The following is a 14,882-nucleotide window of genomic DNA, read 5'->3' as shown; positions in this document are numbered from 1 at the left end:
TCATGTCGTTGTCTGTCAAAACGGGGCTGGGCCTGCTCCTGCTGGTGGTGCTGTTTGCCCTGCTGGGCCCCGTGCTCTGGCCCGATCCGGCGGCTCAGGATCTGGCACAGTTTCTGGCTGATCCCTCCTGGCAGGAGCCCCTCGGGCGGGATCAGATGGGGCGCAGCCTGATGGCGCGCCTCGCGGCGGCGACCCGGCTCTCCCTGCTGCTGGGACTGCTGTGCGTCATCACGGCGGCGCTGCTGGGCTCATTGCTGGGCTGGCTCTCGGCCTGGCGCGGCGGCTGGGTCGACGGTCTGCTGCGCAGCCTGGCCGACGGCTTGCTGGCCCTGCCAGGCCTGTTGCTGGTGCTGCTCTTCTCCGCCATGGCCCAGGGTGGCTTTGCCATCCTCTATCTCGGGTTGGCCATGGCCCAGTGGGTGGAGTATTACCGGGTGGTGCGTGCCCGCAGCCGGGGGCTGCTCGCCTCGCCCCAGGTGGAGGCGTCCCGTTTGCTGGGATTCGGCCATGCCCATGTGGTGCGGCGCCATCTCTGGCCCGAGCTCGCCCCCCAGTTGCTCACCATGATGGCCTTCGGCCTAGCGGGTGCCATTCTAACCCTCTCTACCCTGGGCTTTGTCGGAGTGGGCATTCAGCCGCCCACGCCCGAGCTGGGGCTGATGATGACGGAGGCGCTGCCCCACTATCAGGAGGCTCCCCGTCTGTTACTGGCCCCCATTCTTGTCATGGGGCTGATGTTGCTGGCCCTGGTGCTGCTTCATCAGACGCGCGGCCTTGACATGCCATCTTCACAAGGAGCCACCTCATGACGGCCATTCATATCAAGGGGTTGCAGGTCGATGATGGCCAGAAAACCCTGTTGCAGGCGCTGGATTTCACCATTCATCCCGGCACCGCCCTGACCCTGATCGGGGAGAGCGGTTCGGGCAAATCCCTGTTGGCTCATGCCCTGATGGGGACCTTGCCAGCCCCCCTGACAGGCCGGGGCGAGATGGTGTCGGGTGGCCGCCATCACAACCTGGCCGACACGCCTCGTCTGCGCACTCTCTGGGGGCGGGAGCTGGCGATGCTGCCCCAGGAGCCGGTGCTGGCGCTGGATCCCACCATGGGGTTGCTTGCCCAGGTGGAGGAGGGGTGGCTGCCAGGGGGCAAGGAGGCCCGATCGCGGGCCCGCGCCGCCCTCGAGCGGCTTGGACTGGCCGGGCGGGAGGGCGCTTTTGTACACCAGCTCTCGGGAGGCATGGCCCAGCGCGCGGCCTTTGCCGCCGCCACCCTGGGGGAGGCCCGTCTGCTGGTGGCCGACGAGCCCACCAAGGGGCTCGACAGCCAGGCCGCAGCCAGGCTGGGTGCCTTGTTGCTGGGCTACCTGGCCCGTGGACGCCATCTGCTGACCATCACCCATGATCTCTCCCTGGCTCGCGCATTGGGGGGCTGGGTGCTGGTGGTCAAGGGAGGAGAGATCGTGGAGCAGGGGCCCGCCGAGCGTGTGCTGCACACGCCATCCCATGCCTATACCCGGGCCCTGCTGGCGGCGGAGCCCTCCGCCTGGCCCGAGGCGACCATCCCTCCCACCGGTGACTGGCTCATCCGCGGGAAGGGGCTTGCCATGGGATATGGGGATCAACCCCTGTTCACGGGGCTCGACCTTGCCCTGGCGCAAGGGGAGCGAATGGCCATCATGGCGCCGAGCGGCGCGGGCAAGAGCACCCTCGGCAACGTGCTGCTGGGGCTGCAACACCCCCTGCAAGGGGAGGTGCTGCGCCGGGAAGGGGTTGCCCCCTGCCGCTGGCAGAAGCTCTATCAGGATCCGGTGCAGGCCTTTGCAAGTCGGGTGCGCCTCGCCACCCAGTTCGATGATGTGCTGCGTCTGCACAGGCTGCCTCGCCATCGGCTTGTCGACTATCTGGCCGGGTTGGGGCTGGATGAACGGCTGCTGACGCGCCTGCCAAACCAGGTCTCGGGAGGGGAGCTGCAGCGGCTGTCGCTTATCCGGGCCCTGTTGCTGCGCCCTGTGCTGCTGTTCGCCGATGAGCCCACGTCCCGGCTCGATCCCTTGAGCCAGCAACAGACCATCGCCTGTCTGCTGGAGGAATTGGGAGAGATAGGCTGCGCCCTGCTGCTGGTGACCCATGACGAGGGGCTGGCCGGCAAGGTTGCTCCTCGTTGTCTGAGACTGGGGGAGGTAGGTTCCCCCATGTTCGAAGGCGCGTCGGCCGAGGTGAGAAGAGTGGGGTAAAGAGGGGACAGGATGAATCCTTCCCTCATGATGAGATGACAGTGACGGGGCCTTGGGCCCCGTCGCATTAGAAAAACTTGGGTAAGCAGATTATAAAGTTTCGTTCGTTTTTTGTGATATGAATCACTAAGATTGTCGTAAGCCAGAGAGCGTCCTGCTGCTGGCGGGTGCGGGTCCTCCGCCTTGTTCCTCTTCAACGACCTTTGTCAGACACCTCCTGCAGATCCCTGCCCGGAGGGTGGCGGTTTTTTGATCTTTTTCGGACGAGATATGTATCGGCACAGCTTCTATCCCCTGTTTTTCCTGACCATTCTGATGGTCGCCGTGGGTCAGATGACCCAGACCCTCTATGTGCCCTCCATTCCCATGATGGCGGGGGACTTCCATGTGGCCTCCGGCCAGCTGCAGGCGGTGATGGCCTGCTACCTCATTCCCTACGGCCTCTCCCAGTTCGTTTATGGCCCCTTGTCGGATCGCATCGGTCGTCGCCCTGTGCTCATCATCGGCATGATGATCTTCCTGGTCGGCACCCTCACCATCCAGCTGATCCCGAGCTTCACCGCCCTGCTGGCAGGCAGCCTGATCCAGGGGCTGGGCACCGGGGCAGGGGGCGCCATGAGCCGGACCGTGATGCGCGACCGTTACAGTGGCGCCGAGCTCAACCGTGCCAACAGCCTGGTGAGCATGGGGGTCATCTTCTCCCCCCTGCTGGCACCTGTGCTGGGCGGCTGGCTCACCGAGCTGTTCAACTGGCGTGCCGGCTACTGGTTCTTGTTCGGTTTTGGTGCCCTGACCACCCTGGCGCTGCTGGCCTGGTTTGGGGAGACGCTGCCAGCATCCGCCCGCCAGCATTCGCTGCGGGTGGGCGCCGCCTATCGTCATGTGCTCGGCAACCCGCGCTTTCAAGGCAACCTGCTCTGTCTGATGGCCACCTTTGCTGGCCTCGCGGTGTTCGAGGCGGCGGCCGGGGTGTTGCTGGGGGACGTGCTCAAGCTGAGTGCCCGCACCGTCAGCGTGTTGTTCGTGCTGCCGCTGCCCGGTTATCTGTTCGGCGCCTGGCTCTCCGCCAGACTGAGTTTTCGCCTGAGCCAGGGCAAGCTGATGCGCCTTGGCATTGCCTTTCTGGCCCTGGGGTCGCTCATCATCCTGGTACCCGGGCTGCTCGGCATGGTGAGCGCTGCCTCCCTGGTGGGCGGGGCTGCGGTCTACTTCATTGGCAGCGGCATTCTCTATCCGACCGCCACCTCCTGTGCCATCGAGCCCTTCCCGGGCCAGGCGGGCACCGCGGGAGCCGTGCTCGGGGGCATGCAGAATCTGGGGGCTGGCGTGGTAACCCTGCTGGCCGCCAGCTTCCCGATGACGGGGCAGGTGACCCTGGGGGCCATCATGACGGTGATGGTGCTGATCGTGGCCTTGAGCTTTGTGTGGCTGCGCCACCACGGCGCGCCCCACGAGCAGATGGCCGTCTGACACGGCCAAGAGCCCGCCCCGTTGGCGGGCTTTTTACTGCCTCCTGCCGGGTGGCGAGACGCCGCAGGGGAGTGGAAGGGGGGGGACCGCGCAGGCAAAGAAAAAGCCCGTCGTGATGACGGGCTTTTTTGGGTAGGTACCCCGGAGATGCCGTTGCCGGTTTGGGCCCTTGAACCGTCGGTTCAAGGCGGAGATCTAATCTGGCCGCAGGCTTCTCGGTCGGGCCGAGCATGCTCAATAGCCAGAAGGCAGACCCCCTGTTTGGTATGAATATCGGCTCGGGGACTTGAACCGGCTGACAAACACTCCAGGGAATTTCAAAACTCGGTGCGATTAGGGCTGTTGCGCCTCTTCGCTGGATTCACCGTATTGTCCGTGCTCGATCAAGGCGGCTTCGATGGTGCGTTGCAGCATCTTGATCCGCTTGTCCATGGTCTCAGAGTATTGGTGGTTTTTCTCTTTTTCAAGGCAGAGCTCATGACAGAAATTGAGCGCTGCCATGACGGCCAGCTGTTCGTTGCTGGAGACCTTGGAACGTTGACGAAGCTCGATGAGCTTGTCGGTCAGCTGGTCGGCGGCCTGGCGCAGGGCATCTTGTTGTCCCAGGGGACAGGACACCTTGTAGGGACGTCCCAGAATGACGATTTCTACGGCCTCTATGCTCATGCCTTCCTCAATACGGCGGGGCTGATTTCCGCCTTTATCCACGTGGACAACTGGGCGGGACTATATAGCGCAGATGCAGAAGTTTCAAGGCCTTGCTGGCTCTGGCAGGGGGAGAATGCTAGGATCTCGGCCATAAATTCTGCATATTTGCCTGAACTTTGAGCGGATCCTAGATGAGCAAAACAACCCCCCTGAAATACGCCGCCGTGGCGGACCTGATGGCACAGCACGACCTCATGGCGACGGCCGTCGAGGCCCATGGCGTGATCTGCGGCCTGGTGTGCGGTGGCGTGGCCCTGGACGACAAAAGCTGGCAGCCCCATTTCAATGATCTGATCAACGACGGTTTCGGTCTGCCGGCACCGGTGCGCCAGGTGATGACCGACCTCTATCACGAGGTGATCGAGAGCCTGATGGCACAAAAGGGCGTCGAGTTGTTGCTGCCAAGCGACGAGGCGCCGCTCGATGAGCGCATCGACTCGCTGGTGGACTGGTCCCAGGCCTTCCTGGCCGGCTTTGGCGTGGTGCAACAGGAGCTCTCCAAGGCATCCGAAGAGCTGCAGGAGATGATTCAGGACATCGCCAGCATCACCCAGGTCTCTGCCGAGTTCGATCAGGAAGATGAAGAGAACGAAGCCTCCTTCCTGGTGCTCTACGAACACGTGCGCCTCGGGGTCATGATGGCGTTCGAGGAGTTTGGCAAGCGCCCGGCCGCGCCGAGCACGCCGCCGACCCTGCACTGATCTGCCCGCCCAGCGGGTCAATGAAAGAGCGCATCACGGCGCTCTTTCTGTTTCACAAGGGGCGAGAGCAGGGGAGGTACCCTGCTAACCCATGGTGCCAAAGCGGTTTTTTGCCCGTGGCTTCGCATCCCGTCCGCCACCTTTGTGGTAGGATTGGCCCACGTTTTTTCGCCTATGCCCTCTTCTCATGTCTCAATCTGATCTGGTTCACGTCGACGTGGCTATCGTCGGCGGTGGTATGAGCGGTGCCGTGCTGGCCCTCTCCCTTGCCGCCCTGAAAGGACAGGATGGCGCCCCCCTGCAGATCCTGCTGCTGGAGGCGAGTGCGCCCGAGCTCAATGCTCATCCCGGTTTCGATGCCCGTGCCATCGCGCTTTCCGCCGGTACCTGCGAGGCGCTGGCCCGTCACGGCCTCTGGCCGCACCTGGTACCCCACTGCTCCCCCATCACCCATATCCATGTGTCGGATCGGGGCCACTGTGGCCAGACCCGGCTGTCGGGGGCGGAGTATGGTCTGCCCGCCCTCGGTCAGGTGATCGAGCTGTCGGCGGCGGGCATCGTGCTGCAAGAGGCGATCGCCGCCAGCCCGCAGATCCGTATGTTGTGCCCGGCCAGGCTTGAGGCCATCGACCCCGACGAGGGGGGAGTGACGCTCGCCCTGGAGGGCGGCGCGCGCTACCGCACCCGGCTGCTGGTGGCGGCCGACGGGGGCCACTCCTTCGTGCGCCAGCATTTCAAGATGCCGGTCAGTCGCCACGATTATGGCCAGAGCGCCATCATCGCCACCGTCAAGACCGCCGAGGATCCCGCCGGACGGGCCTTCGAGCGCTTCACCGACGGAGGGCCGCTGGCCCTGCTGCCCATGCAGGACGGCCTCTCCTCCCTGGTGTGGAGCGTCCCGCGGGACGAGGCACAGGCCCTGATGGCGCTGGATGATGCCGCCTTTCTCGCCCGTCTGCAGCAGGCCTTTGGCTGGCGCCTCGGGCGCTTCGTGCGCACAGGGGCGCGCAACCTCTACCCCCTGGTGCTGACGGTGGCCGACTATCCCCTGGCCCAGCGTACCGTGCTGGTGGGCAACGCCGCTCACCTGCTGCACCCCATCGCCGGTCAGGGGTTCAACCTCGGCATGCGGGATCTGGACGTGCTGACCCGGACCCTGGCCCGTGCACTCGCGGCGGGGGAAGACATCGGCGGCTTTGAGGTGCTAAGCGGCTACTGGCAGCAGCGGCGGGACGATCAGGCCCAGACCGTCTGGCTCACGTCCTCCCTGGCCCAGCTCTTCTCAAACCATCACGCTCCCCTGGTGGTGGGCCGCAATCTGGCGCTCTCCCTGATGGGCAGAGTGCCCTGGATCAAGGCACCGCTCGCCTCCCGCACCCTGGGATTCGTGGGCGAGGTGTGCGGCCAATAAGCGCTGTCGCCCCGGCGGCAAAGACGATTTCGAGCAAGAGGCACGCCTGTGGGCGTCGCCTCGCAGATCCTGGCGACTCGCCCGGAAAGGACACAAGAGAATGCAGATGCAAGATGTGGATGTGGTGATCGTGGGGGGGGGCATGGTGGGCCTGGGGCTCGCTGCCGCCCTCAAGAACCGGGCGATCAAGGTGGCCATCGTGGAAGGCCGGCTGCCCGATGCAACGCTCGGTGAGACGCCGGACAACAGGGTCAGTGCCCTGAGCCTCGCGAGTCAGCACATCCTGCAAGGGGTCGGCGCCTGGGACGGCATAGTGGCGCGCCGCCTGCAGCCCTACGAGAAGATGCAGGTGTGGGAGCAGGACAGTTTCGGCCACATCGATTTCGATGCCGCCAGCCTGCGTCAGGGGGCCCTTGGCCACATCGTCGAGAACCGGGTGATCCAGCTTGCGCTGCTGGACGCCATCGCGGGGGCCAGCAATATCCAGATGCTGACCCCGGCCCGGGCCACCAGCCTGCAGTGCGGGCCAGCGGGCGCCCCGCTGCTGCTGGAAGATGGCCAGGCCCTCTCGACCAAGCTGCTGGTGGCCGCCGACGGCGCCCACTCCTGGGTGCGCCGTCAGGCAGACATTCCCCTCACCAGCTGGGATTACGGTCATCACGCCCTGGTGGCGACGGTGCGTTGTGCCGAGCTCCATGAGGCGGTGGCGCGCCAGATCTTCACCCCTCAGGGGCCGCTCGCCTTCCTGCCCCTGTGGCAGCCCGACCTCTGCTCCATCGTGTGGTCTGTGCCCGCGGCCCGCGCCGAGGCGCTCTGCGCCCTGGATGACGACGGCTTCAACCGCCAGCTCACCGCCGCCTTTGATGGGCGCCTCGGGCTGTGCAAGGTGGAGGGGGCTCGCAGCGCCATTCCGCTCACCGCCCGCTACGCCCGCGACTTTGCCCGCGAGCGCCTGGTGCTGGTGGGGGATGCGGCCCACACCATCCACCCGCTGGCGGGGCAGGGGGTGAATCTGGGCTTGCTGGATGCCGCCGCCCTGGCGGAGCAGATCCTCATTCATCACGGCAAGGGCGCGGACATCGGCCTGCTCGCCAACCTGCGGGGCTACGAGCGCTGGCGCAAGAGCGAGGCGGCGCGCATGCTGGCGGCCATGGAGGGGCTCAAGCGACTGTTTGCGGGCAGCAACCCCCTCAAGAAGCTGGTGCGCGGGGTGGGGCTTCGCGCCGTCGACGGTCTTGGTCCCCTCAAGCAGGGCATGATCCGGGCCGCCATGGGGCTGGATGGGGAGCTGCCCACCCTGGCCAAAGGTGAAAAAATCTAATATTACCCCGGGGTTTTAACAAAAAAACTAATCTGACAGGGCGAGATGCCCCTTCGGGGTGTCAGCCTTTAATGTTGGCGAGAAGCGAAACGTTTTTCTGTAAATTGTGACGGGACGGTAAAAATCAACATTAAATCCCGCAGTGGCGCGGTTTTGGCTGTTTTTATCACTGTTTTTGCCTTAGTGTCTGGTGTCAGTGAGTTGGGTGAGGATTAGTTTTTTTTGAGCGGTGCCCCGGCACGCTTGTCATATAATCCGCTCCGTTCAAGGAATCACTCCTGCCCGCCCGGGCGGGAACGAGCACAGAGCTTGTGGTCCGTAGTTCCCGACGAGCCGGGGCGGATTGCGAGTGTTGTCGCGAACGCTTAAGGAAACACAGCGATGATCCAGACTACTGTATTGCATCCGAAACACCTGGAAGCGGGTGCCAAGATGGTGGACTTCCACGGTTGGGAGATGCCCATCAACTACGGTTCCCAGTTGGAAGAGCACCATGTGGTGCGCACCGATGCAGGCATGTTCGATGTCTCCCACATGACCATCGTCGATTTGACCGGCGAGCGGGTCAAAGCCTTCCTGCAACACCTGCTGGCCAACGACGTGGCCAAACTCACCGTCCCCGGCAAGGCCCTCTACAGCGGCATGCTCAATCCGGAAGGCGGCGTCATCGATGACCTCATCACCTATTTCCTGACCGATACCTTCTACCGCCTGGTGGTGAACTCTGCCACCCGCGAGAAGGATCTGGCCTGGATCCGCCATCACGCCATCGACTTTGCCGTGAGCGTGACCGAGCGCCCCGAGCTTGCCATGATCGCAGTGCAGGGCCCCCACGCCAAGGCCAAGGCGGCCAAGGTGTTCACCCCCGAGCAGAATGCGGCGGTCGAAGGGATGAAGCCCTTCTTCGGTGTGCAGGCCGGGGATCTCTTCATCGCCACCACCGGCTACACCGGCGAAGATGGCTACGAGATCGTGGTCCCCCAAGAGAAGGCGTGCGATCTGTGGCAGGCCCTGCTGGACAACGGCGTGGCCCCTTGCGGCCTGGGTGCCCGTGATACCCTGCGCCTGGAAGCGGGCATGAACCTCTACGGTCAGGACATGGACGAGTCAATCTCTCCGCTTGCCGCCAACATGGCCTGGACCCTGGCCTGGGAGCCTGCCTCCCGCCAATTCATCGGCCGCGCCGCCCTGGAAGCCCAGAAGGCCGCCGGCAACCAGCCCAAGCTGGTGGGTCTGGTGATGGAAGAAAAGGGCGTGCTGCGTGCCGGCATGCCGGTCACCTTCACCAGCGAGAGCGGCGAGACACGGGAAGGGGTGATCACCTCCGGCTCCTTCTCGCCCACTCTGGGTTACAGCATTGCCCTGGCGCGGGTGCCCCGTGATATCGGCGAGCAGGCCCAGGTGGAGATCCGCAAGAAGCAGGTCACCGTGAAAGTCACCAAGCCGGCCTTCGTGCGCAACGGCCAGCCGCTGGTGTAATCATTGATTGCGGCGAGGGTTGACCTTCGCCGCCCCATTTTTGTTGAAGCGATCCAAGAGCATAAAGGAAGCACAAATGAGCCATATCCCGAGCGAACTGAAATATGCCACCTCCCACGAGTGGGTCCGTGTTGAAGCCAACGGCGAAGCCGTGGTAGGCATCACCGAGCACGCCCAGGATCTGCTGGGGGACATGGTGTTCGTCGATCTGCCGGAAGTGGGCAAGCAGGTGAGCGCCGGTGAAGATTGCGCCGTGGCGGAGTCCGTCAAGGCCGCCTCCGACATCTACAGCCCGGTGAGCGGCGAGATCCTGGCCGTCAACGAAGAGCTGGAAGGCAGCCCCGAGCTGGTCAACTCCGACCCCTACGGCGCCGGCTGGCTGTTCCGCATCAAGCTGGACGACGCGGGCGAGCTCGCCAACCTGCTGGATGCCGAAGGCTACCAGAACGTGGTGGACGAAGAGTAATGCCCCCGGGCCCTGCCAACACAGCAGGGCCCACTTGTATGACAGCCATCCTGCGGCCATGGCGGTTGCAGGATGGGCGCAGCCTTTGCGCCTTCGGGATGCCCTTGCCGCATTCCCCGTCTGCCCGCGGCGGACACAGAACATGAGTGGAGCCGGTATCGACCGGCTACAGGAACATCAGGTCTTGGTTATCAGGATGTCATGCCAGGACCTATTACCAGGAAATAGGGAAATGACCCAGTCACTGTTTGAACTCGAGCAAAAAACCGATTTCATCCGCCGTCACATCGGCCCGGGTGAGGAAGAACTGCGGGCCCTGCTCGCCACCGTGGGGGCCGAGAGCCTGGACGATCTGATTGAGCAGACGGTCCCCGCCGCCATCCGTCGTCCGGGGCCGCTTGGTATCGGCGCCCCCATGACCGAAGTGGAGGCCCTGGCCAAGCTCAAGGGCTATGCGGCCAAGAACCAGATCGCCAAGAGCTACATCGGCATGGGCTACCATGACACCCACGTGCCCCACGTCATCCTGCGCAACGTCTTGGAAAACCCGGGCTGGTACACCGCCTACACCCCCTATCAGCCCGAGCTGGCCCAGGGCCGTCTCGAAGCCCTGCTCAACTTCCAGCAGCTCACCCTGGATCTCACTGGCATGGATCTGGCGAGCGCCTCCCTGCTCGATGAAGCCACCGCCGCCGCTGAAGCCATGGCGCTGGCCAAGCGCATGGCCAAATCCAAATCCAACCTCTTCTTCGTGGCCGACGACGTTCACCCCCAGGTGATCGACGTGGTCAAGGAGCGCGCGGTCCACTTCGGTTTCGATGTGGTGGTCGGCCCTGCGGGCGAGGCCGTGAGCGAAGAGGTATTCGGTGCCATGTTCCAGTACCCGGGCACCACCGGCAATGTGGCCGATCTGCGTTCCCTCATTGCCGCCGTCCAGGCCCAGAAGGGGCTGGCCTGCGTCGGGACCGACATGCTCTCCCTGCTGCTGCTCAAATCCCCGGGTGAACTGGGTGCCGACGTGGTGTTCGGCAGTGCCCAGCGCTTCGGCGTGCCCATGGGTTACGGTGGCCCCCACGCCGCCTTCTTCGCCACCCGCGACGCCTACAAGCGCTCCATGCCGGGTCGCATCATCGGCGTCTCCAAGGATGCCCGTGGCAAGAGCGCCCTGCGCATGGCCATGCAGACCCGCGAGCAGCACATCCGCCGCGAGAAGGCCAACTCCAACATCTGTACTGCCCAGGTGCTGCTGGCCAACATGGCGAGCTTCTACGCCGTTTACCACGGCCCGGTGGGGCTGAAAACCATCGCCTCCCGCGTGCACCGTCTGACCACCATCCTGGCGCTCGGCCTTACCGCCAAGGGCGTGGCCCTCAAGCACGGAAGCTGGTTCGATACCCTCACAGTACTGACGTCGGACAAGGCTGCACTCATTGCCAAGGCCGAGGGGCTCGGCATCAACCTGCGTGCGGATCTCGATGGTGCGGTCGGTGTGTCCCTCTCTGAAACCACCACCCGAGGCGATGTGGCCGAGCTGTTCGACCTGTTCCTTGGGGCGGGTCACGGCCTCGATGTGGAGGCCCTCGACCAGGCCGCCCAGACGCATCAGGCGATCCCGCAGGATCTGCTGCGCACCGACGCCGTGCTGACCCACGAGGTATTCAACAAGTACCACTCCGAGACCGAGATGCTGCGCTACATCCACCGTCTCGAAGCGAAAGATCTGGCCCTGAACTACGCCATGATCTCCTTGGGCTCCTGCACCATGAAGCTCAACGCCACCGCCGAGATGATCCCGGTGACCTGGCCCGAATTCGGCAAGCTGCACCCCTTCGCGCCGCTCAAGCAGACCCAGGGTTACCAGCTGCTGCTGGCAGATCTGGAAGACTGGCTGGTGAAGGTGACCGGCTACGATGCGGTCTGCATGCAGCCCAACTCCGGCGCTCAGGGCGAATACGCGGGCCTCTTGGCCATCAAGAAGTACCACGAGTCCCGCGGCGAGGGGCATCGCGATGTCTGTCTCATCCCGGCCTCTGCCCACGGCACCAACCCGGCTTCCGCCCAGATGGCGGGCCTCAAGGTCATCGTCACTGCCTGTGACAAGGCCGGCAACGTGGATCTGGACGACCTGCGGGCCAAGGCCGCCGAGGTCGGAGACCAGCTCTCCTGCCTGATGGTGACCTACCCCTCCACCCACGGGGTGTACGAGGAGACCATCAAGGAGGTGTGCGACATCGTTCACCAGTATGGTGGTCAGGTGTACCTCGACGGCGCCAACATGAACGCGCAGGTCGGGCTGACGGCGCCAGGCTTTATCGGCGCGGACGTCTCTCACCTCAACCTGCACAAGACCTTCGCCATTCCTCATGGCGGTGGTGGTCCGGGCATGGGCCCCATCGGCGTGAAGAAACACCTGGCACCGTTTGTGGCCGGTCACGCCGTGGTCAAGACCGAACTGGCGAGCCGTGACAACGGCGCCGTGTCTGCCGCTCCGTTCGGTTCGGCCAGCATCCTGCCCATCAGCTGGATGTACATCGCCATGCTGGGGGACGAGGGGCTCAAGAAATCCACCCAGGTGGCCATCCTCAACGCCAACTACCTGGCCAAGAAGCTCGGCGAGTCCTTCCCCGTGCTCTATACAGGTCGCAACGGCCGGGTGGCCCACGAGTGCATCCTGGACATCCGCCCGCTCAAAGAAGCCAGTGGCATCAGCGAGATGGACGTGGCCAAGCGCCTGATGGACTACGGCTTCCACGCGCCGACCATGAGCTTCCCGGTAGCGGGCACCCTGATGGTCGAGCCGACCGAATCCGAATCCAAGCGCGAGCTGGATCGCTTCGTGGAAGCCATGACCGCCATCCGTGCCGAGATTGCCCGGGTGCAGGACGGCCACTGGAGCCTTGCCGACAACCCCCTGGTCCATGCGCCGCACACCCAGGACGACGTGATGGATGCAGAGTGGAACCGTGGCTACACCCGCGCCGAGGCGGTCTTCCCGTCCGACGCCGTGCGCGCCAGCAAGCTGTGGCCGTCGGTGAACCGCATCGACGACGTCTACGGCGATCGCAACCTGTTCTGCTCCTGCGTGCCCACCGAGGATTACGCCAAGTAATCGCGGCGCCGTGAAGGGCTGACAGCCAATATGCACAAGGCCACCCCCAGGGGTGGCCTTGTTGTGTGTGGCGCCCGTGCGAACGGGCTACTCGCCCCGGCGCGCCGCCTCGATGGTGGCAATGTCAATCTTGCCCATCTGCATCATGGCCTCAAAGGCGCGTCTCGCTGCCTCGGGGTCGGGATCGCTTATCGCCTCGATGAGGACCTGAGGGGTGATCTGCCAGGAGATGCCCCACTTGTCCTGACACCAGCCGCACTCGCTCGCCCGGCCGCCATGGTCGATGATGGCGTGCCAGTAACGATCCGTCTCGGCCTGGTCCTGGGTGGCCACCTGAAACGAGAACGCCCAGTTGTGGCTGACCCCGGGCCCGCCGTTGAGGCCGAGGCAGGGGGTCCCCATCACCCTGAACTCGACCGTCAGCACGTCCCCTTTCTTGCCGGCGGGATAGTCGGCCGGGGCCCGGTGTACGGCACCGACGGCGGAGTCGGGGAAGGTGCTTGCGTAAAACCGTGCCGCCTCCTCGGCATCCCCGTCATACCAGAGGCAAATCCTGTTCTTGATTGGTCTCATTGTGTCGCAGCTCCATCCTGGTGATTGTCCTTCGACGCCCGTGAGCGGGCGCCCCGATGGGTATCCTGCCGCCCGCAGCGCCTGCTGTTTTGCTGGGTGGCAAGCCAGCCTGTACACCGTTTGCCACCCGCTTGGGGCTTGCATGATGGGGTCAAGTGTAGTGGCATGGGGATCCTGGTCACCAGGCCGGGAGCCGGCATGAAGGCCGCAGCAAGAGAGGAGTCTGCCATGGACAGTACCCAGCGATTCTCGACCCGGGTCGAGGCCTATGTGAAATATCGACCCGGTTATCCCGCCGCCATGCTGGATTTTCTGGCAAGGGAGCTGGCCATGGGGCCAGAGGCCCAGGTGGCGGACATCGGCGCGGGCACCGGCATCCTGACCGCCCTGCTGGCCCCCCGGGTCGCGCGGGTCTGGGCGGTGGAGCCCAACGACGATATGCGGGCAGCCGCCAAACGGCTGCTCGCCCAGGTGGGGAACATCGGCTGGCTGCACGGCAGTGCGGAAGCCACGGGCCTGCCCACGGGGGCGATGGATCTGGTGACGGTCGCCCAGGCGTTTCACTGGTTCGATCGCGCGGCTTTTCGGCAGGAGTGCCAGCGGCTGCTCAAGCCCGGTGGCCAGGTCGCCCTCATCTGGAATGACAGGCTGACGAACACCCCGTTTCTCAAGGCCTATGAAGAGGGGCTGCACGCCTACTCGGGGGATTACGAGGAGGTCAATCATCGCAACCTCGGTGAGGCGGATTTTCGCGCCTTCTTCACCGGGGAGTACCGGCTCGATCGCTTCGAGAACAGTCAGCTGTTCGATCTTGACGGGGTGCTTGGACGGCTCAACTCCTCCTCCTATGCGCCTGTGGCGGGCACGCCGGCCCACGATCAGATGACGGCGCTCGTTCGCCGCGAGTTTGCTCGCCATGCCGTTGACGGCAAGATAGCCTTCAACTATTGCACCCTGGTCTACAGTGGCCGGGTGTAGAACCGTTCAGCGCTGACATCCGCAGTGAAAAGGCCCCCGCCAGTGATGGCGAGGGCCTTGTTTCATTTTGGCGGTCTGTATCCGGGCGATGCGAAAGAGACCGTCGCGCGGCGAAGGGGCGGTATCAGCCCTGATCGATGCCGAGAATGGCCATGGCCTTGGCCAGTGTATCGACCGATTCCTGATGCTTGCCCGCGTTGTGCAAGGTCTCTCCGTCCGCCCTCAACTGCTTCACCTCGGCCAGTTGTTCGGCACTGAGGGCGGGGCCTGCGGCCAGGGCGTCGTCTATCTTCTTCATGTCCATGGGGCAGTGGAAGGCGAGGGCGCTGCCGCAAAAGAGCAGGGCGGACAACAACAGCATGAGTCTCATCTTTCGGATCTCCATGTGGGGTTCCCGTCAAGCATAGCCCGCAGGGGGAGGGCATTCGGG

Annotated in this window: 13 protein-coding genes and 1 other RNA gene; 10 read left to right on the top strand and 4 right to left on the bottom strand. The window is 64.4% G+C overall.

Annotated features, from left to right (window positions below; genetic code table 11):
• Positions 1 to 2: 2 nt before the first annotated feature.
• From AB5Y68_RS15720 to emrD, 3 genes are all read left to right on the top strand, one after another.
• Entirely contained in the window at positions 3 to 809 is an 807-nt protein-coding gene (locus tag AB5Y68_RS15720; protein ID WP_039038748.1) for an ABC transporter permease, read from the top strand.
• Positions 806 to 2,236, top strand: coding sequence for an ABC transporter ATP-binding protein (locus AB5Y68_RS15715; protein ID WP_368207332.1), 1,431 nt, complete (start codon positions 806 to 808; stop codon positions 2,234 to 2,236). The genes AB5Y68_RS15720 and AB5Y68_RS15715 overlap by 4 nt, the downstream gene beginning before the upstream one ends.
• Before the next feature lie 270 nt (positions 2,237 to 2,506).
• Positions 2,507 to 3,706, top strand: coding sequence for a multidrug efflux MFS transporter EmrD (gene emrD / locus AB5Y68_RS15710; protein WP_039038746.1), 1,200 nt, complete (start codon positions 2,507 to 2,509; stop codon positions 3,704 to 3,706).
• A 134-nt stretch (positions 3,707 to 3,840) separates the two neighbouring features.
• Here emrD and ssrS read toward each other — a convergent pair.
• Positions 3,841 to 4,023, bottom strand: a non-coding RNA gene (gene ssrS, locus AB5Y68_RS15705) — 6S RNA.
• Between the two features lie 16 nt (positions 4,024 to 4,039).
• On the bottom strand, positions 4,040 to 4,372 hold the full coding sequence (zapA, locus tag AB5Y68_RS15700) for a cell division protein ZapA (protein ID WP_010675086.1): 333 nt from the start codon (positions 4,370 to 4,372) through the stop codon (positions 4,040 to 4,042).
• A gap of 173 nt (positions 4,373 to 4,545) precedes the next feature.
• On the opposite strand from zapA, the gene AB5Y68_RS15695 reads away from it, so the two are divergent.
• From AB5Y68_RS15695 to gcvP, 6 genes are all read left to right on the top strand, one after another.
• Positions 4,546 to 5,115, top strand: coding sequence for a UPF0149 family protein (locus AB5Y68_RS15695; protein WP_039038745.1), 570 nt, complete (start codon positions 4,546 to 4,548; stop codon positions 5,113 to 5,115).
• Between the two features lie 187 nt (positions 5,116 to 5,302).
• Positions 5,303 to 6,526 (top strand): 2-octaprenyl-6-methoxyphenyl hydroxylase, encoded by a 1,224-nt coding sequence (ubiH, locus tag AB5Y68_RS15690; RefSeq protein ID WP_039038744.1) that lies wholly within the window; start codon positions 5,303 to 5,305, stop codon positions 6,524 to 6,526.
• A 100-nt stretch (positions 6,527 to 6,626) separates the two neighbouring features.
• Positions 6,627 to 7,847: an FAD-dependent 2-octaprenylphenol hydroxylase gene (locus AB5Y68_RS15685; protein WP_039038743.1), complete on the top strand. Its 1,221-nt coding sequence runs from the start codon at positions 6,627 to 6,629 to the stop codon at positions 7,845 to 7,847.
• Between the two features lie 381 nt (positions 7,848 to 8,228).
• Complete coding sequence (gcvT, locus tag AB5Y68_RS15680; protein ID WP_010675082.1) at positions 8,229 to 9,326, top strand: glycine cleavage system aminomethyltransferase GcvT; 1,098 nt, start codon at positions 8,229 to 8,231, stop codon at positions 9,324 to 9,326.
• A gap of 76 nt (positions 9,327 to 9,402) precedes the next feature.
• Entirely contained in the window at positions 9,403 to 9,792 is a 390-nt protein-coding gene (gene gcvH / locus AB5Y68_RS15675; protein ID WP_010675081.1) for a glycine cleavage system protein GcvH, read from the top strand.
• 232 nt (positions 9,793 to 10,024) lie between these two features.
• Positions 10,025 to 12,901, top strand: a complete 2,877-nt coding sequence (gcvP, locus tag AB5Y68_RS15670; RefSeq protein ID WP_039038742.1) for an aminomethyl-transferring glycine dehydrogenase — start codon at positions 10,025 to 10,027, stop codon at positions 12,899 to 12,901.
• Between the two features lie 87 nt (positions 12,902 to 12,988).
• On the opposite strand, the gene AB5Y68_RS15665 is transcribed toward gcvP, so the two are convergent.
• On the bottom strand, positions 12,989 to 13,474 hold the full coding sequence (locus AB5Y68_RS15665) for a VOC family protein (RefSeq protein ID WP_039038741.1): 486 nt from the start codon (positions 13,472 to 13,474) through the stop codon (positions 12,989 to 12,991).
• Between the two features lie 228 nt (positions 13,475 to 13,702).
• Here AB5Y68_RS15665 and AB5Y68_RS15660 point away from each other — a divergent pair, with 228 nt between their 5' ends.
• Positions 13,703 to 14,452 (top strand): class I SAM-dependent methyltransferase, encoded by a 750-nt coding sequence (locus AB5Y68_RS15660; RefSeq protein WP_010675078.1) that lies wholly within the window; start codon positions 13,703 to 13,705, stop codon positions 14,450 to 14,452.
• 124 nt (positions 14,453 to 14,576) lie between these two features.
• Here AB5Y68_RS15660 and AB5Y68_RS15655 read toward each other — a convergent pair whose 3' ends face one another.
• A complete protein-coding gene (locus AB5Y68_RS15655; RefSeq protein WP_039038816.1) occupies positions 14,577 to 14,822 on the bottom strand; it encodes a hypothetical protein in 246 nt (81 codons plus the stop codon).
• Positions 14,823 to 14,882 lie beyond the last annotated feature (60 nt).

The sequence above is a fragment of the Aeromonas sp. R6-1 genome (assembly GCF_040908165.1).
Classification (GTDB): domain Bacteria; phylum Pseudomonadota; class Gammaproteobacteria; order Enterobacterales; family Aeromonadaceae; genus Aeromonas; species Aeromonas caviae.
This window is presented reverse-complemented; position numbering and strand designations above follow the sequence as displayed.

Bases quoted from the DNA above. Each gene is read 5' to 3' on its own strand.
- gcvH (WP_010675081.1), top strand. From the start codon at position 9,403: ATGAGCCATATCCCGAGCGAACTGAAATATGCCACCTCCCACGAGTGG.
- AB5Y68_RS15660 (WP_010675078.1), top strand. From the start codon at position 13,703: ATGGACAGTACCCAGCGATTCTCGACCCGGGTCGAGGCCTATGTGAAA.
- AB5Y68_RS15685 (WP_039038743.1), top strand. From the start codon at position 6,627: ATGCAGATGCAAGATGTGGATGTGGTGATCGTGGGGGGGGGCATGGTG.
- zapA (WP_010675086.1), bottom strand. From the start codon at position 4,372: ATGAGCATAGAGGCCGTAGAAATCGTCATTCTGGGACGTCCCTACAAG.
- AB5Y68_RS15720 (WP_039038748.1), top strand. From the start codon at position 3: ATGTCGTTGTCTGTCAAAACGGGGCTGGGCCTGCTCCTGCTGGTGGTG.
- gcvP (WP_039038742.1), top strand. From the start codon at position 10,025: ATGACCCAGTCACTGTTTGAACTCGAGCAAAAAACCGATTTCATCCGC.
- AB5Y68_RS15715 (WP_368207332.1), top strand. From the start codon at position 806: ATGACGGCCATTCATATCAAGGGGTTGCAGGTCGATGATGGCCAGAAA.
- AB5Y68_RS15695 (WP_039038745.1), top strand. From the start codon at position 4,546: ATGAGCAAAACAACCCCCCTGAAATACGCCGCCGTGGCGGACCTGATG.
- ubiH (WP_039038744.1), top strand. From the start codon at position 5,303: ATGTCTCAATCTGATCTGGTTCACGTCGACGTGGCTATCGTCGGCGGT.
- AB5Y68_RS15665 (WP_039038741.1), bottom strand. From the start codon at position 13,474: ATGAGACCAATCAAGAACAGGATTTGCCTCTGGTATGACGGGGATGCC.
- AB5Y68_RS15655 (WP_039038816.1), bottom strand. From the start codon at position 14,822: ATGAGACTCATGCTGTTGTTGTCCGCCCTGCTCTTTTGCGGCAGCGCC.
- gcvT (WP_010675082.1), top strand. From the start codon at position 8,229: ATGATCCAGACTACTGTATTGCATCCGAAACACCTGGAAGCGGGTGCC.
- emrD (WP_039038746.1), top strand. From the start codon at position 2,507: ATGTATCGGCACAGCTTCTATCCCCTGTTTTTCCTGACCATTCTGATG.